At 74.3% G+C, this 18472-nt stretch carries 23 protein-coding genes; 8 read left to right on the plus strand and 15 right to left on the minus strand.

All coding sequences use genetic code 11. The features are described from left to right. Positions 1 to 2 precede the first annotated feature (2 nt). Genes FE634_RS10745 through FE634_RS10755 form a run of 3 tightly spaced genes read right to left on the minus strand, consistent with a single transcriptional unit; the run spans position 3 to position 2013 of the window. Positions 3 to 782, minus strand: coding sequence for a maleylpyruvate isomerase family mycothiol-dependent enzyme (locus FE634_RS10745; RefSeq protein ID WP_138875872.1), 780 nt, complete (start codon positions 780 to 782; stop codon positions 3 to 5). Further along, a complete protein-coding gene (locus FE634_RS10750; protein WP_138875873.1) occupies positions 779 to 1411 on the minus strand; it encodes a ClpP family protease in 633 nt (210 codons plus the stop codon). The genes FE634_RS10745 and FE634_RS10750 overlap by 4 nt, the downstream gene beginning before the upstream one ends. Further along, entirely contained in the window at positions 1408 to 2013 is a 606-nt protein-coding gene (locus tag FE634_RS10755) for a ClpP family protease (protein ID WP_137295233.1), read from the minus strand. The genes FE634_RS10750 and FE634_RS10755 overlap by 4 nt, the downstream gene beginning before the upstream one ends. A gap of 101 nt (positions 2014 to 2114) precedes the next feature. Here FE634_RS10755 and map point away from each other — a divergent pair, with 101 nt between their 5' ends. The 3 genes from map to FE634_RS21620 all read left to right on the plus strand — a co-directional run bounded on the left by map (position 2115) and on the right by FE634_RS21620 (position 3492). After that, positions 2115 to 2882: a type I methionyl aminopeptidase gene (map, locus tag FE634_RS10760; protein ID WP_137295234.1), complete on the plus strand. Its 768-nt coding sequence runs from the start codon at positions 2115 to 2117 to the stop codon at positions 2880 to 2882. 50 nt (positions 2883 to 2932) lie between these two features. Then, positions 2933 to 3277, plus strand: a complete 345-nt coding sequence (locus tag FE634_RS10765; protein WP_137295265.1) for a hypothetical protein — start codon at positions 2933 to 2935, stop codon at positions 3275 to 3277. An 89-nt stretch (positions 3278 to 3366) separates the two neighbouring features. Continuing rightward, on the plus strand, positions 3367 to 3492 hold the full coding sequence (locus tag FE634_RS21620; RefSeq protein WP_262347385.1) for a hypothetical protein: 126 nt from the start codon (positions 3367 to 3369) through the stop codon (positions 3490 to 3492). A gap of 28 nt (positions 3493 to 3520) precedes the next feature. Here FE634_RS21620 and FE634_RS10770 read toward each other — a convergent pair whose 3' ends face one another. Together FE634_RS10770 and FE634_RS10775 are read right to left on the minus strand one after the other, a co-directional pair. After that, complete coding sequence (locus tag FE634_RS10770) at positions 3521 to 4117, minus strand: DinB family protein (RefSeq protein WP_137295235.1); 597 nt, start codon at positions 4115 to 4117, stop codon at positions 3521 to 3523. Then, the gene (locus tag FE634_RS10775; RefSeq protein ID WP_138875875.1) at positions 4114 to 4578 is read right to left on the minus strand and encodes a MarR family winged helix-turn-helix transcriptional regulator; all 465 of its coding nucleotides are present in this window, start codon (positions 4576 to 4578) and stop codon (positions 4114 to 4116) included. Before FE634_RS10775 ends, FE634_RS10770 begins: the two co-directional genes overlap by 4 nt. 72 nt (positions 4579 to 4650) lie before the next feature. Here FE634_RS10775 and FE634_RS10780 point away from each other — a divergent pair, with 72 nt between their 5' ends. Continuing rightward, a complete protein-coding gene (locus FE634_RS10780; protein WP_137295237.1) occupies positions 4651 to 5091 on the plus strand; it encodes an OsmC family peroxiredoxin in 441 nt (146 codons plus the stop codon). Positions 5092 to 5113: 22 nt separating this feature from the next. Here FE634_RS10780 and FE634_RS10785 read toward each other — a convergent pair whose 3' ends face one another. The 5 genes from FE634_RS10785 to FE634_RS10805 form a co-directional block, all read right to left on the minus strand. Beyond that, positions 5114 to 6328 (minus strand): DUF480 domain-containing protein, encoded by a 1215-nt coding sequence (locus FE634_RS10785; protein ID WP_148240581.1) that lies wholly within the window; start codon positions 6326 to 6328, stop codon positions 5114 to 5116. Positions 6329 to 6338: 10 nt separating this feature from the next. Then, the gene (locus FE634_RS10790) at positions 6339 to 6854 is read right to left on the minus strand and encodes a 2'-5' RNA ligase family protein (RefSeq protein ID WP_148240582.1); all 516 of its coding nucleotides are present in this window, start codon (positions 6852 to 6854) and stop codon (positions 6339 to 6341) included. Between the two features lie 22 nt (positions 6855 to 6876). Continuing rightward, positions 6877 to 8364, minus strand: coding sequence for a cryptochrome/photolyase family protein (locus FE634_RS10795; protein WP_148240583.1), 1488 nt, complete (start codon positions 8362 to 8364; stop codon positions 6877 to 6879). A gap of 99 nt (positions 8365 to 8463) precedes the next feature. Continuing rightward, complete coding sequence (locus tag FE634_RS10800) at positions 8464 to 9252, minus strand: hypothetical protein (protein WP_138875877.1); 789 nt, start codon at positions 9250 to 9252, stop codon at positions 8464 to 8466. Further along, the gene (locus tag FE634_RS10805; protein ID WP_138875878.1) at positions 9249 to 9878 is read right to left on the minus strand and encodes a SatD family protein; all 630 of its coding nucleotides are present in this window, start codon (positions 9876 to 9878) and stop codon (positions 9249 to 9251) included. The genes FE634_RS10800 and FE634_RS10805 overlap by 4 nt, the downstream gene beginning before the upstream one ends. A 109-nt stretch (positions 9879 to 9987) precedes the next feature. On the opposite strand from FE634_RS10805, the gene FE634_RS10810 reads away from it, so the two are divergent. Together FE634_RS10810 and FE634_RS10815 are read left to right on the plus strand one after the other, a co-directional pair. Further along, positions 9988 to 11265, plus strand: coding sequence for an alpha/beta hydrolase (locus tag FE634_RS10810; protein ID WP_138875879.1), 1278 nt, complete (start codon positions 9988 to 9990; stop codon positions 11263 to 11265). 20 nt (positions 11266 to 11285) lie between these two features. Then, positions 11286 to 11975, plus strand: coding sequence for a class I SAM-dependent methyltransferase (locus FE634_RS10815; protein WP_262347386.1), 690 nt, complete (start codon positions 11286 to 11288; stop codon positions 11973 to 11975). A gap of 65 nt (positions 11976 to 12040) precedes the next feature. Here the strand turns inward: FE634_RS10815 and FE634_RS10820 are convergent, their stop codons facing one another. The 4 genes from FE634_RS10820 to FE634_RS10835 form a co-directional block, all read right to left on the minus strand. Further along, on the minus strand, positions 12041 to 13120 hold the full coding sequence (locus FE634_RS10820) for a prenyltransferase/squalene oxidase repeat-containing protein (RefSeq protein ID WP_148240584.1): 1080 nt from the start codon (positions 13118 to 13120) through the stop codon (positions 12041 to 12043). A 1-nt stretch (position 13121) separates the two neighbouring features. Then, complete coding sequence (locus FE634_RS10825; RefSeq protein WP_137295245.1) at positions 13122 to 13877, minus strand: class I SAM-dependent methyltransferase; 756 nt, start codon at positions 13875 to 13877, stop codon at positions 13122 to 13124. Further along, a complete protein-coding gene (locus FE634_RS10830) occupies positions 13864 to 15129 on the minus strand; it encodes a glycosyltransferase family 4 protein (protein WP_137295246.1) in 1266 nt (421 codons plus the stop codon). The genes FE634_RS10825 and FE634_RS10830 overlap by 14 nt, the downstream gene beginning before the upstream one ends. Positions 15130 to 15256: 127 nt before the next feature. Next, on the minus strand, positions 15257 to 16273 hold the full coding sequence (locus FE634_RS10835; RefSeq protein WP_148240585.1) for an NAD(P)/FAD-dependent oxidoreductase: 1017 nt from the start codon (positions 16271 to 16273) through the stop codon (positions 15257 to 15259). 69 nt (positions 16274 to 16342) lie between these two features. On the opposite strand from FE634_RS10835, the gene FE634_RS10840 reads away from it, so the two are divergent. Beyond that, positions 16343 to 16891, plus strand: a complete 549-nt coding sequence (locus tag FE634_RS10840) for a DUF1707 SHOCT-like domain-containing protein (RefSeq protein ID WP_187366673.1) — start codon at positions 16343 to 16345, stop codon at positions 16889 to 16891. Next, a complete protein-coding gene (locus tag FE634_RS10845) occupies positions 16891 to 17547 on the plus strand; it encodes an ion channel (RefSeq protein WP_137295267.1) in 657 nt (218 codons plus the stop codon). The genes FE634_RS10840 and FE634_RS10845 overlap by 1 nt, the downstream gene beginning before the upstream one ends. Here FE634_RS10845 and FE634_RS10850 read toward each other — a convergent pair. Further along, positions 17528 to 18454, minus strand: a complete 927-nt coding sequence (locus tag FE634_RS10850) for a DMT family transporter (protein WP_262347387.1) — start codon at positions 18452 to 18454, stop codon at positions 17528 to 17530. The two genes, FE634_RS10845 and FE634_RS10850, sit on opposite strands and share 20 nt — an antisense overlap. Positions 18455 to 18472: the final 18 nt, after the last annotated feature.

The raw sequence follows: 18472 nt of genomic DNA on the forward strand, positions 1-18472 counted from the left end.
GCTCAGTAGCCGGGGAAGACGCCGCGGAGCTCGTCGAGGGTGGTGTTGCCGACGACCTCGACGTCGTCGGGCGTGTGCGCCGGGCTGAGCCGGCCGGCCAGCAGCCGCACGAACGCCTCCACCGGTCCGTTGAAGGTGGCCGTCGGCGCGACCGGGGGCTCCGCGACCAGCGTCACGGCGTCGCCGATCGAGAGGCCGTGACCCGCCACCGCGAGCACCACCGGCTCCGCGACGGCGTCGGGCCGGCTCGAGAAGCCGAGCATCATCGCCATCGGTCCGGCGTGCAGCTCGAGCAGCGTCCCGGCCGCCTCCTCGTCGAGGACGGCGTCCGCGACCACCCCGGCGCGGACGTCCCACTCGTGCAGGGCCACCTCGCTGAGCCGCATCCCGGCCGCCACCTCCAGGGGCACCGGGGCGGGCAGGAAACCGAGGTCGATCGACACCGACCGGCGCTGGTCGTCGTCGAGGCCCTCGAGGGTGGCGACCAGCACCTCGTCGCGCTCGATGAACCCGCTCGCCTGCTCGCGCGGCGACAGCGCGTTCCAGCGGTCCCAGATCGCCTGGTTCCCGTCGCTCGGCGGCTCCGTGCCGGTGGCGGCCACCACGACGGGCCGCAGCGTGATCTCCGCGCCGCTGCCGAGGTGCGACAGGACGTCGCACACCCGCCACTCCGACGCCCCGCTCGGGCCGGTGAGCGCCGCGTCGTCGAGCGTCGCCACCAGCCCGGCGAGGTCGTCGTGGCGGGAGCGGAGGGAGCTGATGACGCGGTCGACGAGGGTCATGCTGGCGAGGGTACCGAGCGCGCGGCCCCGACCGGGGCCACCTTGCGGCTGTCGAGGACGGCGTCCGCCATCCCGTAGGCGACGGCGGCCGGTGCGGTCAGCACCAGGTCGCGGTCGGTGTCGAGGCGCAGCCGGGCGACGTCGACACCGGTGTGCCGGCTCAGGAGCCCCTCCATCTCCCCGCGGAGCCGGACGATCTCCTTGGCCTGGACGGCGAGGTCGGGCAGCGTGCCGCGACCGCCCCCGGACGGCTGGTCGAGCACGACGCGCGCGTGGGGCAGCAGGGTGCGTCGTCCCGGCTCCCCCGCGGCGAGCAGCAGCGCGGACGACGAGCCCACCTGGCCGACGCACGTGGTCGCCACCGGCGACCGGACGAACATGAGGGTGTCGTAGATCGCCAGGACGGCGGTCACGCTGCCGCCCGGCGAGTTGAGGTACAGGCTGATCGGCTCGTCGGGGCTCTCGGACTCCAGGTGCAGCAGCTGGGCGATGACGACGTTCGCGACGCCGTCGTCGACCTCCGTGCCGAGGTAGACGACCCGGTCCCCCAGGAGCCGGCTGTAGACGTCGACGGCCCGCTCGCCGCGCGCGGTCCGCTCCACGACGCTCGGGATCGCGTAGCTGCTCATGCCGGCCGCGCCGTGCCGAAGGCGATGCCGGCGCGCGTGGGCACCACGGAGGCGACCTCGGTGAGCACGTGGTCGACGAAGCCGTACTCGCGCGCCTCCTCGGCGGTGAACCAGCGGTCGCGCAGCGCGTCGCGCTCGACCTTCTCGACCGGCTGGCCGGTGTGCTCGGCGGTGATCGACATCATCACGTCCTTCATGTGCTCCAGGTTCTCGGCCTGGATCTCGACGTCCACGGCGCTGCCACCGATCCCGGCCGAGCCCTGGTGCAGCAGGATCCGGCTGTTCGGCAGCGCGAACCTCTTGCCCGGCGTGCCGGCGGTGAGGAGGAACTGCCCCATGCTCGCGGCCAGGCCCATCGCGAGGGTCGCGACGTCGTTCGGGATGAGCCGCATCGTGTCGTAGACGGCGAGCCCGGCCGAGACCGAGCCGCCCGGCGAGTTCACGTACAGGCTGATGTCCCGGTGCGGGTCCTCGGCGGAGAGCAGCAGCAGCTCGGCGCAGACGGTGTTGGCGATCTCGTCGTCGACCTCGCGGCCCAGGACGATGATCCGCTGGTGCAGCAGGCGGTCCGCGGCGCTCGGGCCGGTGGTGGTGGTGGTCATGGCTCCAGCCTGCGACCCCCGGGTCGCCGCGCCCAGGGAATCCGCCGGCAGCGGATCCGCCCGCAGCGGAACGGTGCGGGCCGACCGACTACCGTAGCCGCGTGATCGAGCTCAGGACCCCCGCCCAGATCGAGGAGATGCGTCCCGCCGGACGCTTCGTCGCCTCGGTGATCTCCGCGCTCGCGGAGAAGGCCGACGTCGGCATGAACCTCCTCGAGCTCGACGCCATCGCGCACGAGATGATCCGCGAGGCCGGCGCCGAGTCCTGCTACATCGACTACCACCCCAGCTTCGGCGCCTCGCCGTTCGGCAAGGTGCTGTGCACCTCGGTCAACGACGCCGTCCTGCACGGGCTCCCCCACGACTACGTCCTCCAGGACGGCGACCTGCTCTCCGTCGACTTCGCCGCCTCCGTCGACGGCTGGGTCTCCGACTCCGCGGTCTCCGTGGTCGTCGGCACGCCGCGCGAGGAGGACCTGCGCCTGATCGAGGTCACCGGCCGGGCCCTCGACGCCGGCATCGAGTGGGCCCGCCCCGGCGCCCGGATGGGCGACATCTCGCACGCCATCGGCGAGGTCGCGCGCGCGGCCGGCCTCGGCGTCAACCTGCAGTTCGGCGGTCACGGCGTCGGGCGCACGATGCACGGCGACCCCCACGTGGCCAACGACGGCCGTCCCGGCCGCGGGTTCAAGCTCAAGGAGGGCCTGGTCATCGCGATCGAGCCCTGGTTCATGCACACCACCGACGCGATCTACACCGATCCCGACGGCTGGACCCTCCGGAGCGCCGACGGCTCGCGCGGTGCCCACATGGAGCACACCGTGGCGATCACCGCCGACGGGCCGCTGGTCCTCACCGCCCGCGACTGACCCGGGCGGGGCCGGTCCCCGCGCGCGACGTCTAGGCTCGGGTCGTGAGCATGCAGCAGCCCCAGCGACGGTCGAAGCACCTCATCGACCCGTCGGCGCCCCGCAAGCGGGCGACGCCGGAGGAGGTGGCGCGGCTGGAGCGGGTGCAGCGCACGGTGCTCTCCGTCCTGGTCGGGACGACGATCTTCCACCTCGCGATCGGCCTGGTGCTCGCGGCGGTCTTCATCGACGACTCGGAGCGGGTCGCGCAGGTCGGCCTGTGCGTCCTCGGCGGCGCCTTCGGGGTGGTCGCCCTCGCCTCCGCGTTCGTCATCCACCGGCGGCAGGTGCTCAGCCCCTGGCTGCTGCTCGGGCTCGTGCCCACGGTCGTCGGGCTGGTCGTCGTCCTGCGCTGATGCGTCGTGTGACCGACGAGACACCGCCGGCCACCCGATTTCGGGCCGTTCGAGTCGTCCGGGACGTCGCCCGCACCTAGGGTGGAACCATGATCGGCACGGACGACGCGCAGGCCCCGCACGACCACTCCGACGGCGTCGCCACCGCCGCCGTCGAGCTCGACGACTACCCCGTCGGGAGCGTCGCCAGCCCGACGCGCACGCGCGTCCTCTGACGCCTCCCGCCTCGGCCCGCAGCCGGTCTCAGGACCGCAGCTGCGGGTCCGCCGCGTCCCGGGCCGCCGCCGCGACCCGGGCGACGTGGCCGGCCCAGTCGTAGCCCTCGTCGAGGTTGGGGTCACCGGCCCGCCGGCCGGCGGCGCCGTCGACCAGCTCGCGCAGGATGTCGGCGTGCCCGGCGTGGCGGTAGGTCTCGGTGGTCGTGTGCACCAGCACCTGGTGCAGCGTGACCGCGGCGTCCTCGGCCGGCCACCACGGCACCCGGCCCACCGACGCCAGGTCGTGGGTCGCGAACGTCTCAGCGGCGTGCGCCCAGGCCGTGCGGTAGAGCCCGACCACGAACTCGCGCGACTCCGACGCCGGGACCCAGAGGTCCTCGTTGGGGTCGGCGTCCTCGGCGTGCCAGGGCAGCGGCACCGGGCTCGGCCGGCCGAAGGTGTCGCCGAAGTAGCCGAGCTCGACGCTCGCGACGTGCTTGACCAGGCCGAGCAGGTTGGTGCCCGTCGGCGTCAACGGGCGCCGGACGTCGTGCTCGTCGAGGCCGTCGAGCTTCCACAACAGCGCCTCGCGGGCGCTCTGGAGGTACTCGACGAGGGTGTCCTTCGGGTCGGGCAGCGTCATGCCCCCATGCTCGCACCGTCCGCCGACGTCGGCACGGGTCCGGCGCCGACCGCCGCCGAGACCCGGCGCAGCAGGGAGCGCAGGACCTCGACGTCCTCGGCGGGCAGGCCCACGGCCTCCGCGATCCGGCACCGGACGTCGTCGGCGTGCTCGCTCAGTGCGCGCCCCTCCGCCGTGAGGGCCACGACGACCGCGCGCTCGTCGTCCTCGCTGCGCCGACGGGTCAGCAGCCCCGCCGCCTCGAGGCGTCGCAGCAGCGGGGTCAGCGTGGCGTGGTCGAGCCGGAGGGCCGTCGCCAGCTCCTTGATCCGTCGCTCGTCGCGCTCCCACAGCACCGCCAGCACGAGGTACTGCGGGTAGGTGACGCCCAGCCCGCCGAGGATCGGGCGGTAGGCCGCGGTCACCGCCCGCGAGGCGACGTGGAGGTCGAGGCACAGGAAGTCGTCGAGCTCGTCGGTCATGGGTGGAATATTACGTGTCTGCAAGTATCTTGTGCACAAGACAACTGCTCACCACCACGAGAGGACACCCCGATGCCCACACGCACCGCCCGCACCGCCTGGAACGGCTCGCTCCAGGAGGGCTCCGGCCAGGTCGAGCTCACCAGCTCCAAGGTCGGCACCTACGACGTCTCGTTCCCCCAGCGCGCGGCCGACGACGCCGGGGGCGCCACCAGCCCCGAGGAGCTCATCGCCGCGGCGCACTCGGCCTGCTACGCGATGAGCCTGTCCAACGAGATCGCCGGTGCCGGCGGCACCCCGCAGGCCCTCGACGTGACCGCCGACGTGACGCTCGGCCCGGACCCCGCCGGCGGCTTCCGGCTGACCGGGATCACGCTCAAGGTCGTCGGCGAGGTCGACGGTCTCGACGAGGCCGGCTTCCTCGCGGCGGCCGGCGCCGCCAAGGAGGGCTGCCCGGTCAGCAAGGCGCTCACCGGCGTCGAGATCACCCTCGAGGCCTCGCTCGAGGCCTGAGCGACTCCGCCGTCCGGGGTCGCTAGGGCTTGCGTCCGAGGACGTAGAGCCGCTGCGTGGACTCGCCGCGGGCCGTCACCGGCCCGCGGCGGTACCACTCGACGTCGACCAGCCCGGCCCGCTCGAGCACCGCGACGACGTCCGCCGGCTCGTGGAAGACGAAGTCCAGGTCGACCTCCTGGTCGAACCAGGAGCGGTTGGTCCTGACCTCGGCGCCGGCGTGCAGCGCGAGCAGCAGCCACCCGTCGTCCCGGATCGGGCGCACCAGCGCCTCGACGGCGCCCGGCAGCTCGGAGGCGGCGAGGTGGATCAGCGAGTACCAGCCGAGGACGACGGCCCACCCCGACCCGTTCAGCGGCCGCATCAGCGTGCGCAGGTCGCCCACCTCGTAGACGCCGTCGGGGAAGCGGCGCCGCGCCTCCTCGACCATCTCGGGCGTGAGGTCGATCCCGGTGGCGTCCACGCCGGCGTCGGCGAGGTAGGCCGTCACGTGGCCCGGCCCGCAGCCCACCTCGACGACGGGGTCGGTGCCGGCGTGGGCGGCGACCCGGTCGAGCAGCCAGCGCTCGAAGGGCAGCCCGGCCAGCTCGTCGGTGAGGGCCTCGGCGTAGGGCGCCGCGATCGCGCCGTAGGACGCGCGCACCTTGGCGTCGCGGACGTCGGCGCCGCCGGCGATCACGACGTCGCGGTCGACGTCGGGTGCGGCCGCTCCGGGAGCCGCCGACCCCTGGTCGACCGGGCCCAGCAGGTGCACCCACCGGGCGTCCTGCTCGCGGGGCTGCCGCGGCAGCTGCTCGACCAGCGGCTGCGCCCGGCCGGCCATCCGCTCGAGGCAGGCCGCGACCTCGTCGCGGTCGGCGAAGGCGTGCAGCCGCTCGGTGCGGGCGCGCAGCGCGCCCGGTGGCTGCGCCCCGCGCAGCAGCAGCACGGTGAGCAGCGCCCGCTCGTCGTCGGCGAGGTCGAGCCGCACGCTCAGCGTCTGCACGTACTTGAGGGTGCGCCGTCCCCTGTCGTCCCAGGTGACGGCGGCCAGCTCGGCCTGCTTCAGCGTGCGCAGCGCCTCGTGGACGACCCGCTCGTCGTGGTCGGTCACCGGCTCGCGGCTGCTCGACTGGTTGCAGCCGGTGCGGACGGCGTTCACCGTCATCGGGTACGACGCGGGGACGGTGACCTCCTTCTCCAGGAGCACCCCCAGGACGCGCTGCTCCTCGGCGGTCAGGACGGGAAGGTCGCTCACGCGAGGCAGACTAGTGCGCCGCTCCGAGCGTGCGCACCGTCCCCGCCTCCGGGTCCCAGCGACGCAGCGTGGTGAGGGTGAGCACGACCTCGCCGGCGCCGAGCGCGTCGACGACGTCCTGGGTGCGCTCGCGCGGCACCCGGCGCGCGAGGCTCACGTGCGGCAGCCAGCCGCGGTGCCGCTCGGGCGAGGTCGCCACCGAGGCGCGCAGGTCGAGCACCGCCCGCACCAGGGCGTCGTCGACGTCGAGCAGGCGCGCCACCGTGACCTGGGCGCCGCCGAGCAGGGTCAGCCCGGAGGCCCGCACCGTCACCGGGAGCAGGACACCGACCAGGTCGACGGCCCGGGCCTCGTCGGCGGCCGAGATCGCCGGCACGGCCACGACGGTCACGTGCGGGGAGTTCGTCGAGCCGCGGTGGTCGAGCATCGAGGGCAGCCCGGCGTCGCGGAGCCGCTGCCAGTCGGCGCGGACGGCGGCGTCCCCGGCGGCGTCCGGCAGCAGCTCGAGGGCGTGCAGCCGCGGCATCAGGCCGGCCCCGGCGCGGCCGTCACGACAGCCACCGCCCCGCGCGCCGGGTGTGACCCGCCTTGGTCGCGGCGTCCATCCGGTCGTAGGCGCTGGTCACGAAGTGGGAGCGGGCGTTGCCCTCGAACACGTCGCGGTGGTCGCGCACGAAGGTCCAGTAGAGGGCGTCCCAGTCCTCGACCCAGTCCTTCCCCCAGCCGGCCGAGCCGTAGTCCCCCATCTTTCGCAGGTAGTTGCTGCCCGACACGTAGGGCTTGGTCGTGATCGCCGCGCCGGCCGAGAACTGGCTCATCGCGTGCACGTTGGGCACCATCACCCAGTCGTAGGCGTCGACGAACATCTCCATGAACCACTCGTGGACCGCCTCGGGGTCGGTGCGCAGCAGGCCCATCGCGTTGCCGAGCACCATCAGCCGCTCGATGTGGTGGGCGTAGCCGTGCTCCAGCACCCGGGCCACGACGTGGTCGACCGGGGCGAGCCCGGTCTCGGCGGTCCACCAGCCGGGCGCCAGCGGACGGGCGTGGGCGAGGTGGTTGCGGCTGCGGAGGCGCCGTCCGTGCAGCACGTAGGTCGCCCGCATGTACTCCCGCCAGCCGATGAGCTGGCGCACGAAGCCCTCGACGCTGGCGATCGGGACGTCGTTGGCCGCGGCCACCTCGAGCGCCCGGGACAGCACGTGTCGCGGGTCGAGCAGCCCGATGTTGAGGCCGGGGGTGAGCAGGGAGTGGAAGACGAACGGGTGCTCGGTCGACAGGGCGTCCTCGTAGGGACCGAACTCGTGGAACCGCTCGGCGAGGAACTGCTCGAGGCCGGCCGAGGCCTCCGCGTGGCTCGTGGGCCAGGCGAACGCCGCCGCGTTGCCGGGGTTGTCGGGGAACTCCTCGTCCACCCAGGCGATCGCGTCGTCGACGGCCGGGTGCCGGTCGGGCGGGAGCGGCTCGGGCACCGGGTGGTTGCGGGGCAGCTTCCTGCGGTTCTCCTGGTCGAAGGACCACCGGCCGCCGACCGGGCCGTCGCCGTCCACGAGGACGTCGAGGCGGCGCCGCTGCCACTCGTAGAAGCTGCTCATCCGCGGACGCCGTCCCTCGAGCTGGGCGGCGAGCTCGGCGCGGGTGGTGAGGAAGTTGGGCGTCTCGCGCACGTGCTCGGCGGTGAGGCTGAGCCCCGCGTCGCCGACGGCGGCGACCAGGTCGCGGCCCAGCCAGTCGTCGACGACGTCGTGCACGCCGACCTCGGTGGCCCCCAGCGCGCGCAGCGTGCCGGCCAGGGCGGCGCGCGACGTCGTGGCGGCGTCGGTGCGCAGGTGCTCGACCTCGTGCCCGCGCCCGTGCAGCCGCTCGGCGAAGCGCACCATCGAGGCGCGGTGGAGCACCAGCTTCTGCCGGTGGAACCGGTACTGGCGGAACAGCAGGTCGTGCTCGACCAGCACGAACGTCGTCCCGGCGGGGGCGTCGAGGTGGGTCTCGAACAGCTGGTGCGGGAGCACGAGGCGCACGGGTCGGTCGGCCATGGCGCGACCGTAGCGAGCGGCGCCCTGCTCCAGATCACCCGAGCGGCGGCAACCCTCGCCCCGCAGGCCACCCGCCCCCGGGCGCCGGTCAGGTCGCGGTCAGGTCGCGGTGAGGGCGAGGGAGACGAGGGACACCGTCCACGAGACGAAGCTGCCGACGAGGAAGTACTCGGTGACCTCGTGGATCCCCGGCTCCGGTGGACCGGCGCCGGCGCCGCGGGCCCGGGTGGCGGGATCGCGGGCGGCCTGGAGCTCCGGGAACCGGAGCAGGCCCTTGGCCGCGATCACGACGCTGGCGGCGGTGACCTCGCCGGCCAGGCCGAGGCCGAGGATGAAGACCCGCTCCATCGGCCCGAGCAGGCGCCCGCCCTTGAGCGCCGGCGCCGCGCCCGCGGTGGACCGCAACGGGTGGGTGGTGCCGGTGGCGCCGAGCACCAGGCGGACCACGACGTTGCCGGTGGACAGCTGGACGAGCAGGCCGCCGGCGACCAGCACCGCACGCCCCGGGTCGCCGGCGAGGCCGGACAGCACCGGCAGGCCGGAGGCCTCGAGCCAGTCGGCCAGGACTCCGCCCGCCGGCACCGGGGCGGCCGAGGCGAGCACGGCGGCGACCACCGCCACGGCGAGCACGAGCAGCGGGCGGCCGTAGCGCCGCGCACCGAACCCGTGCGTGACGCTCTCGCCCCAGGCCACCGCCGCGACGGCGACCGCCAGCAGCCCGGCCGCTCCCCCGGCGCCGGCCGGGCCCAGCGACCCGGCCCCGGCGAGCAGGCCGAGGACGACGACCGTCGCGGCCGCGGCCGCCTCGGCCGTCCGCGGACGCCGGGTCCAGGAGTAGACGAGGTCGGTGACGCCGATCCCGACCAGCAGCAGTCCGAGCCACGTCACGCCAGGTCCTCCAACCACTCGCCCATCGCCAGCACGACGCCGATGCCGTCGCGACGGACGCGTTGCGAGACGGCCGAGGCCGAGACCCCCTGCTCCGCGGCGAGCTCGCGCTGCGTCCGTCCGCCCAGCAGACCACGTAGCACCGACAACGACCGCTCGTCGAGCCGCCCGACCAGCTCGTCGCGCGCGAGGAGGGCGGCCTCGACCGCACCCGCCGGCTCCTCGACGTCGGCCGAGCGGTACCCGGTGCGCGCAGCCCGGGTCGCCGCGTGCGCGGCGCGCGCGCTGACCGCCTCGATCGCGGCCCGCGCCGCCCACCAGCCGGGCCCGTCCTCGATGCCCGCCGCCGGGTCGAGGACGGCGGTGGGGCCGCGCCCGATCCCGTGCCGGACGTCGTGCGCCGGCAGCAGCGCGACCCGCAGGTCGAGCACGACCGCCGTGGCCACCCCGAGGCTGGGGACGGTCCCCTGGTACTCGTCGCCGACCGTGATCCGCAGGTCGGTCCCCCGGCGCCGGTTCACCGCGGCGAGCGCCGCGCCCAGGGCACGGTGCAGCCCGCCGCGGTCGGCCGCGGCTCGGGAACCGACGACGTCGCCGATGACCACCACGTGGTTCATTCCGCTCATGTGAACACGATACCTTCATTTCGTCTGAATGAAGCCAAAATCTTCACCATCGCCCCGGGGCCCCGGGGCCCGGGCCTGGTCGACCGTCCCGTCGGCCTACCGTGGGTGCATGGGGTTCCTCCGACGTCGCCTGGTCACCGCCGCCCTCACCGCGAACGCCATCCGGCCGCTGCCCGGGTTCCGGTTCGGCATCCCGGCCTTCGTCGCCGGCTGGCTCTCCGGCGAGCTCGCCCCGCACCTGCTCGCCCTCACCGCAGCCGACACCGCCGCCCAGCTCGCCCGCGGCCGCCGCGACCCCCGTGCCCTCGCCGTGGCCGGGGCCAGCGCGGCCGGGCTGGCCTTCCTCGTCGCGCAGGCCCGGCGCGCCGGCGACGTGGCCGAGGACGCGCTCGCCGAGGCGCTGGGACCGGGGTACCGCGACCAGCTCGAGACCCAGCCGACCCCGGCCGACGTCGCCGCCGGGTGGCGCCCGCTGGTCAACCCGTTCCGGCTCACCCGGCAAGCCCGCGCCGGCTTCGTCGTCGAGCGCGACATCGCCTACAACGACCGCGGCCGGCGCGGACGCCTCGACGTCTACCGGCCGGCGGGCGGCGTCCCCGACGGCGGCGCGCCCGTGCTCGTGCAGGTGCACGGCGGCGCGTGGACCGTCGGCAGCAAGGAGCGGCAGGCCCTCCCCCTCATGCGCCACCTCGCGTCGCGGGGGTGGGTCTGCGTGGCGGTCAACTACCGCCTCGCGCCGCGCCACCCGTTCCCGGCCCAGGTGATCGACGTCAAGCAGGCGATCGCGTGGGTCAAGGAGCACATCGGGGAGCACGGCGGCGACCCGTCCTACGTCGCCATCACCGGGGGCTCGGCGGGCGGCCACCTGTGCGCCCTGGCCGCGCTGACGGCCGGCGACCGGTCGTGGCAGCCCGGGTTCGAGGACGCCGACACCTCGGTGCGGTGCGCCGTCCCGCACTACGGCGTCTACGACTTCGCCGGTGCCACCGGCCTGCGCAGCGTCGAGCTGATGCGCGACCGGTTCCTCGGGCCCCAGGTGCTGCGCACGCGCTTCTCCGAGGAGCCCGACGTCTTCGAGGCCGCCTCGCCGATCCTGCGGATCATCGCGGACGCCCCCGACTTCTTCGTGCTGCACGGCACCGTCGACACGATGGTCGGGGTCGACCAGGCCCGCGAGTTCGTGCGCCGGCTGCGCGACCGGTCCGACCACAGCGTCGTCTACGCCGAGCTCCCCGGCGCCCAGCATGCCTTCGACACCTTCGCCTCGATCCGGTCGACGCAGGTCGTCCGGGCGATCGACCGCTACCTGCACTGGCACTGGAACACCTGGCGTGCCGGGCTCGACCACGACGACCAGGTCGACGACCCGCAGCCGCGCGACGACTGAGGCGCCGTAGGGTGCCGGTCGTGCCTGCCGAGACGCCCGCCGAGACGCCCGCCGAGATGCCCGCCGATCTGCTCGCCCACGCACTCGCCGCCAAGGGCTTCATGCCGCCCGAGGAGGGCCTGCTGCTGCACCGGCACGCCGCGGAGCGGGCCGCCCACGGGCCGCTGCTGGAGGTCGGCACGTACTGCGGGAAGTCGGCGATCTACCTCGGCGCGGCCGCTCGGGACTCGGGGACGCCGGGCGCCGTCGTCCTCACCGTGGACCACCACCGCGGCTCGGAGGAGAACCAGGCCGGCTGGGAGCACCACGACCCGACCCTGGTCGACCCCGACCTCGGCCTGATGGACACCCTGCCCGTCTTCCGGCGCACCATCGCCCAGGCCGGCCTGGAGGACGTCGTCGTCGCGCTCGTCGGGCGGAGCACGACCCTCAGCGCCCTGTGGCGCACCCCGCTGAGCCTGCTGTTCATCGACGGCGGCCACGCCGAGGAGCACGCCCAGAACGACTACACCGGCTGGGCGCCGTGGGTCGTGTCCGGCGGTCTCCTCGTCATCCACGACGTCTTCCCCGACCCCGCCGACGGCGGCCGCCCGCCGTACCACGTGTTCCTGCGCGCCCTCGAGGGCGGCGCGTTCACCGAGGTGGAGGCACTCGGCTCGATGCGGGTGCTGCGCCGCACGACCGGCACCGCCGGCGACCCCCTCCGCTGACCCGTCGCTGATCAGCGACGGGTCGACGGGGTTTCCGCGCTGACCCGTCGCTGATCAGCGACGGGTCAGCGTGCGTGGGACGGGGTGCAGCCGCACTCGAGGGCGATCTCGGCGAAGTGCGGGGCGAGGGAGGTGCCGCGCATGATGCCGGAGCCCGGGGTGCCGTGGCCGTAGGTCTCCCCCAGGGCGTCGACGGCGAGGATCACCGCGGCGGCGGTGTACGTCGTGTGCTCGACCGGCCAGTAGACGTCGGGGTTCTCGCCCTCGTAGACCCAGCCGGTCCAGTAGCCACCGGCGTCGCCGCGCAGGTGTTGCATGTCGGCGAGCAGCCCGAGCGCGCGGCGGTGGTCGCCGACGGCGTCGAGGGCCATCACCAGCTCGCAGGTCTCGGCCCCGGTGACCCAGGGGTTGGTGTCGACGCAGCGGATCCCGAGACCGGGCACCACGAAGTCGTCCCAGCGGGGCGCGAGCAGCTCCAGGGCAGCCGGGCCGCGGACGGCGCCGCCGAGCACCGGGTAGTACCAGTCCATCGAGTAGGTGGACTTGTCCTCGAACCGGTCGCGGTGGCGGCGGACGGCGTGCCCGAGCCGGCCCCCGGCCAGCTCCCACCCCGGCTGGGGGTCGTCGAGGAGGTCGGCGAGCGCGACGCCGGCGCGCAGCGACTGGTAGATCGACGACGACCCGGCGAGCAGGGCGAACGACTCCGACGGCGTCCACCCGATCCCGCCGAACGGCAGCTGCTGGGACACGACCCAGTCGAGGCCGGCGCGCACCGACGGCCACAGCCGCCGGACGAAGTCGACGTCGTGGCGCACCAGCCAGTGGTGCCAGACCCCGACCGCGAGGTAGGCGCTCATGTTGACCTCGCCGCGGTCGTCGTCGACCTGGCCGCCGACGATCTTCATCGGCCACGAGCCGTCGGGACGCTGCATGGTCGGCACCCAGTCGTAGGCGCGCTCGGCGGCCTCGACCTCGCCGCCGACGAGCAGGGCCATCGCGGCCTCGACGTGGTTCCAGATGTCGACGTGCTCGCCGGTCGTCCACGGCACGGCGCCGCTGGGCTCCTGCATCGAGGCGATCGACGCGGCCGTCTCGGCGACCTGGCGCGGGCTCAGCACGTCGGGGACGTGCGGCAGCTGGCCCACCTCAGGCCCGGGGCGCGGCGGGCTTGCGGAAGTACAGCACCATGCTCTTGCCGATGAGCGGGTCGAGCACCTTGCCGGCGTACTGCAGGGCCTTGGGCTGCTTCATGATCTCCCAGACCAGGAGCTTGTGGTAGGCCCGGGCGGCGGGGTGGTCGTCGTTGGTGACGCCGACCGCGCACTTGATCCACCAGTACGGCGTGTGCAGCCCGTGGGCGTACTCCTTGCCCTCAAAGAGCATCGCGTCGCCGGGGTTGCCGTCGTTGGACCGGCCGCCCTTGGTGACCTTGTCGACCAGCTCGTGGTCGGTGTAGATCCGGATGTGGCCGCCCTCGGCGTTGTGGTACTCCTCGGACAGCTTCCAGTTGACGACCTCGGGCAGCCACCGCGGCACGGTGACCGCCAGGGTGCCGCCGGGCCGCAGCACCCGCACGAGCTCGCGGACCGCCTGGGTGTCGTCGGGGATGTGCTCGAGCACCTCGGAGGCAACGACCCGGTCGAACTCGTCGTCGGCGAAGGGCAGCTCGAGCGCGTCGCCCTGCTTGATGTCGGCCTGGGCGCCCTCGGGCACCTCACCGGCCTCCTTCATCGCCCCGAAGAGGTCGAGGACGCCGGCCAGCTCGTCGGCGTCCATGTCGAAGGCGACCACGTCGGCACCGCGGCGGTACATCTCGAAGGCGTGCCGGCCGGCGCCGCACCCCATGTCGAGGACGCGGTCACCGGCGGTGAGGCCGAGGCGGTCGAAGTCAACGGTCAGCACGGGTGGGGCGCTCCTTCTGGTCGTCGTGGAAGTCGGCGATCGCGTCCTCGTAGGCCTGCGCGACCTTGACGGCGACGGCGCGCCAGCTGAACAGCTCCTCGACGCGACGCCGTCCGGCCGCGCCCATCCGGGCCCGGCGCTCGGGGTCGTCGAGCAGCGCGGCGACGGCCTGCTTGAGCTCCTCGACGTCGCCGGGCGTGACCAGGTCGGCGCAGTCGCCGTCGGCACCGACGACCTCGGGGATCGCGCCGGCCCGGGAGACCACGAGCGGGGTGGCGCAGGCCATCAGCTCGGCGGTGGGCAGCGAGAAGCCCTCGTAGAGCGAGGGCACGCACGCCAGCTCGGCGGAGCCCATCAGCTCGACCAGCTCGGCGTCGCTGACGCCGTGGACGAACCGGACCCGGTCACCGATCCCGAGCCGCTCGATCAGCTTCTCGGTGCGGCCGCCGGGCGCCGGCCTGGAGACGAGCACCAGCTCGACGTCGCGCTCGGTGCGCAGCTTGGCGAAGGCCTCGAGCAGCGTCGAGATGCCCTTCATCGGGGCGTCGGCGCTGGCCATCGCCATGATCCGGCCGGGCACGCGGGGCCGGGTCGGCGGGACGAACATGTCGTCGACGCCGAGCAGGATCACCCGCATCCGGGCCGGGTCGACGCCGAAGTCCTGGGCGATGTCGCGCTTGGAGGCCTCGGACGGCGTGATCACCAGCCGCGCCCGGCGCGCGACCCTGCCCTGCATCCGCAGGAAGCCGTACCAGCGCCGCAGGGTGAGCTTGCGCCACGGCGTGCGGGCCTGGTCCAGGTCGATGCGTCGGTCGAAGGTGATCGGGTGGTGGATCGTGGTGACCAGCGGCAGCCCGTAGCCCTCGATGTCGAGCATCCCGGTGCCGAGCACCTGGTTGTCGTGGGCGACGTCGAAGTCACCGGCCCGCTCGGCGAGGATCCGGCTGATCCGGCGGCTGAACGTGCGCGGCTCGGGGAACCCGCCGACGCACATCGTGGCGAACTCCTCGACGTCGACCAGGTCGCGGAACTCCTCGCGGCGCGGCACCCGGAACGGGTCGGGCTCGCGGTACAGGTCGAGGCTCGGCACCTTCGTCAGCTCGACGCCGGCGTCGAGCTCCGGGTAGGGCTGACCCGAGAGCACCTCGACCTCGTGGCCGAGCGCGACCAGCTCGCGGCTGAGGTGGCGCAGGTAGACGCCCTGTCCCCCGCAGTGGGGCTTGCTGCGGTACGACAGCATGGCGATGCGCATGGGCGGCTCGACTCTCGGTGCCGGGGCGACGACACTCGGCCGCGCGTACAGGGGTGCTTCCGGTCCCATTATGGGTTACCGGGGAGTCACCGGCACCAGCACCCGGCACCACGGCGGCCGGTCGGCGTCAGGGCGCCTCGGAGGAGTGGCCCGGGAAGACGTGCGCGCTGGGGTCGATGGCGACGGTGGCGTTGTTGACGGCCGTGGCGGCCTCGCCGAACCCCACCGCGATCAGGCGCACCTTGCCGTCGTACTCGGTGATGTCGCCGGCGGCGAAGACCCGCGGCAGGCTGGTGCGCATCGCGGCGTCGACCACGACGTGCCGCTTCGACACCTCGATCCCCCAGCCCTGGATCGGCCCGAGGTCGGCGACGAAGCCGAGGGCGGCCACGACGGCCTGGCACGGCCGCGTCGTCGTCACCCCGTCGACGACGAGGTCGACCTCCTCGACCGTGGTCCGGCCGCGCAGGGCGGCGACCTCGGCCCGGGTGACGATCTCCACGCCCGAGGCACGCACCTGCTCGACGGTGCGCGCGTGGGCGCGGAAGGCGTCGCGGCGGTGGACCAGCGTCACCGAGCCCGCGATCGGCTCGAGGTGCAGGGCCCAGTCGAAGGCGCTGTCGCCGCCGCCGACGATGACGACGTCCTTGCCGGCGTAGGGCGCGAAGCTCGGCACGAAGAACTCGAGACCGCGCCCGACCCACCCGGCGCCGGCCGGCAGCGCGCGGGGCGAGAACTTGCCGATGCCGGCGGTGATGAGCAGCGCCCCGGCCCGCACCTCGGTGCCGTCGTCGAGGCCGACGGTGACGCCGGCGTCGTCGCCGGTGCGCTGCGCGAAGGTGGTGGCGGTGCGCTCGAGCAGGTACTCCGGCTTGGCGGTGTTGGCCTGCGCGACCAGCCCCTCGACGAGGTCGCGGCCCTTGACGCTGGGGAAGCCGGCGACGTCGAGGATCTGCTTCTCCGGGTACATCGCGGTCACCTGGCCGCCCAGCTCGGGCAGCGAGTCGACGACGGCGACCCGGTGCCCACGAAACCCGGCGTAGTAAGCGGCGAACAGCCCGGTGGGCCCGGCCCCGATGATGAGCAGGTCGACGTCGACGGTGGTCACCTCCGGATCCTCCCCCTCGCGGGGTCCGGCGTCCATGGCCCGCTCCCTAGGATGTCGGCAGCCAGCACCCGGTGGCACCGGGACCGACGGAGGGAGGAGCAGAGCGTGGTCGACCTGTGGTCGTCGTTCCCCCTCGACCCGCGCGAGAGGGCCCACGCCGCCCTGCGCGCCTCCGACGAGGACCGGGAGCTGATCCGCGCCGAGCTGAGCAGCGCGTTCGGCGCCGGCAAGCTCGACGCCGACGAGCTCGAGGAGCGCCTGGACGCCGTCGGCTCGGCGCGCACGCTCGGCGACCTGCCGCCGATCGTCTCCGACCTGGTGCCGTTGAAGCCGCCGCCCGCCCGCCCCACGAAGTCCCTCGTGGGCGTCCCCCACGACGAGCTGCAGCGGCGCGCGGTCGCCGAGTGGCAGGACCGGCGCCGCAACGCGGTCTCGGCGTTCGTCGGCTCCGCCGTCATCTGCTGGGCGATCTGGCTGGCGATCTACCTCGGCACCGACGGCGGCGCGTTCCCGTGGCCGCTGATCGTCAACGCCGTCACGCTGCTCAACCTGGTCCGCACCTCGACGTCGCGCGAGGTGATGGTCCGCGACGAGCTCGCCCGCCTGGAGAAGAAGCAGGCGCGCCAGCAGCGCTGGCCCAAGGGCCTGGCGTGATGCTCCGCTCGCTGCGCGCCGTCCAGAGCCACCCCTCGGCGCTGCTGCTGGGCCTGCAGCTGCTCGTGATCCTGGCCTACCCGTTCCTCGACGCCTCGACCTCCGGGCGGGCGGTGCTCGGTGCGGTCCAGGTCTCCGTCGTGCTCGCCGCCACCTGGGCGGTGCGGCGCACCCCGACCCTGTCGTGGGTCGCCGTCGTCTTCGGTGCACCGGCCGTCGTCTTCAGCGTGCTGGAGGCCTTCGCCTCGCAGACCAGCTGGGTGGTGCTGGTCTCGGCGCTCCTGCACGTGCCGTTCTACCTGTTCGTCTCCTACGCCCTGATCCGCTACCTGTTCCACGACGACAAGGTGACCCGCGACGAGCTGTTCGCGACCGGGGCGGCCTTCACCGTCGTCGCCTGGGCCTTCGCCTACGTCTACGCCGGCGCCCAGGTCGTCTGGCCCGACTCGTTCATCGCCCACGGCGGCGAGGGCCCCCGCCCGTGGTTCGAGCTGCTCTACCTGTCGTTCACCACCCTCACCTCGGTCGGGCTGTCCGACGTCGCGCCGATCGACGACCACGCCCGCTCGCTGGTGATGCTCGAGCAGGTCACCGGGGTCTTCTACGTCGCCCTCGTCGTCGCCCGTCTCGTCGGCCTCACCGCCCGCCGCGCCTGACCCGCACCTGACCCGTGCGGGGCGGACCCGCCGGCGCCGACCGGACGCGGACGGCCCCCGCCGCGCACGCGACCACGGCGACGCCGCCGAGGACGGTAGCCGTCGTGACCTCCTCCCCGAGGAGCAGGCCGGCCCACGCGATGGTGAGGACCGGCTGGGCCAGCTGGACCTGGCTGACCGACGCCATCGGCCCGATGGCCAGGCCGCGGTACCAGGCGAGGAAGCCGAGGAACATGCTGACCACGGCGAGGTAGCCGAAGGCGGCCCACTCGGTCGGCGTGGCCTGCGGCGCCCCGGCCCGGAGGGCGACCAGCGCGAGCACCAGCATCGGGGGCGCACAGACGACCAGCGCCCAGGAGATCGTCTGCCACGCGCCCAGCTCGCGGGCCAGCAGCCCGCCCTCCGCGTACCCCACGGCCGCGGCCAGCACGGCGGCCACGAGGAGCAGGTCCGCCCGGTGCAGCCCGCCGAACCCGTCGCCCTGGAACGAGGCGAAGACCAGCGCCGCGACGGCCCCAGCCGCCGCCGCGACCCAGAACGCGCGCCGCGGCCGCTCACCGGAGCGCACCACCGTGGTCACCGCGGTGGCGGCCGGGAGCATCGCGACGACGACGGCCCCGTGGCTCGCCGGCGCGGTGGTCAGCGCGTAGGAGGTCAGGAGGGGGAACCCCACGACGACGCCGGCGCCGACGACCGCGAGCCGGGCCCACTGGCGCCCGCGCGGGAGCCGCTCGCGGGCGAGCCCGAGACACAGGACCGCGAGGCCGGCGGCGACCACGGCCCGTGCCGAGCCGACGAGCAGCGGCGACAGCCCCCCGAGCGCGACCCGGGTCATCGGCACCGTGAAGGAGAAGGCCACCACCCCCAGCAGCCCCCACCGGAGCCCGGCACCGGGACCTGGTAGCACCGGGCGGAGCGGACGAGT

The organism is Nocardioides sp. S-1144 (assembly GCF_005954645.2).
Classification (GTDB): domain Bacteria; phylum Actinomycetota; class Actinomycetes; order Propionibacteriales; family Nocardioidaceae; genus Nocardioides; species Nocardioides dongxiaopingii.

What these genes read in the sequence shown, in the direction of transcription:
- FE634_RS10770 (WP_137295235.1), bottom strand. Translation starts at nt 4,117, where the DNA reads ATGACGCTGCCCGACCCGAAGGACACCCTCGTCGAGTACCTCCAGAGC.
- FE634_RS10830 (WP_137295246.1), bottom strand. Translation starts at nt 15,129, where the DNA reads ATGCGCATCGCCATGCTGTCGTACCGCAGCAAGCCCCACTGCGGGGGA.
- FE634_RS10845 (WP_137295267.1), top strand. Translation starts at nt 16,891, where the DNA reads ATGCTCCGCTCGCTGCGCGCCGTCCAGAGCCACCCCTCGGCGCTGCTG.
- FE634_RS10775 (WP_138875875.1), bottom strand. Translation starts at nt 4,578, where the DNA reads ATGACCGACGAGCTCGACGACTTCCTGTGCCTCGACCTCCACGTCGCC.
- FE634_RS10835 (WP_148240585.1), bottom strand. Translation starts at nt 16,273, where the DNA reads ATGGACGCCGGACCCCGCGAGGGGGAGGATCCGGAGGTGACCACCGTC.
- FE634_RS10745 (WP_138875872.1), bottom strand. Translation starts at nt 782, where the DNA reads ATGACCCTCGTCGACCGCGTCATCAGCTCCCTCCGCTCCCGCCACGAC.
- FE634_RS10810 (WP_138875879.1), top strand. Translation starts at nt 9,988, where the DNA reads ATGGGGTTCCTCCGACGTCGCCTGGTCACCGCCGCCCTCACCGCGAAC.
- FE634_RS21620 (WP_262347385.1), top strand. Translation starts at nt 3,367, where the DNA reads ATGATCGGCACGGACGACGCGCAGGCCCCGCACGACCACTCCGACGGC.
- FE634_RS10750 (WP_138875873.1), bottom strand. Translation starts at nt 1,411, where the DNA reads ATGAGCAGCTACGCGATCCCGAGCGTCGTGGAGCGGACCGCGCGCGGC.
- FE634_RS10765 (WP_137295265.1), top strand. Translation starts at nt 2,933, where the DNA reads ATGCAGCAGCCCCAGCGACGGTCGAAGCACCTCATCGACCCGTCGGCG.
- FE634_RS10755 (WP_137295233.1), bottom strand. Translation starts at nt 2,013, where the DNA reads ATGACCACCACCACCACCGGCCCGAGCGCCGCGGACCGCCTGCTGCAC.
- FE634_RS10790 (WP_148240582.1), bottom strand. Translation starts at nt 6,854, where the DNA reads ATGCCGCGGCTGCACGCCCTCGAGCTGCTGCCGGACGCCGCCGGGGAC.
- FE634_RS10780 (WP_137295237.1), top strand. Translation starts at nt 4,651, where the DNA reads ATGCCCACACGCACCGCCCGCACCGCCTGGAACGGCTCGCTCCAGGAG.
- FE634_RS10795 (WP_148240583.1), bottom strand. Translation starts at nt 8,364, where the DNA reads ATGGCCGACCGACCCGTGCGCCTCGTGCTCCCGCACCAGCTGTTCGAG.
- FE634_RS10805 (WP_138875878.1), bottom strand. Translation starts at nt 9,878, where the DNA reads ATGAGCGGAATGAACCACGTGGTGGTCATCGGCGACGTCGTCGGTTCC.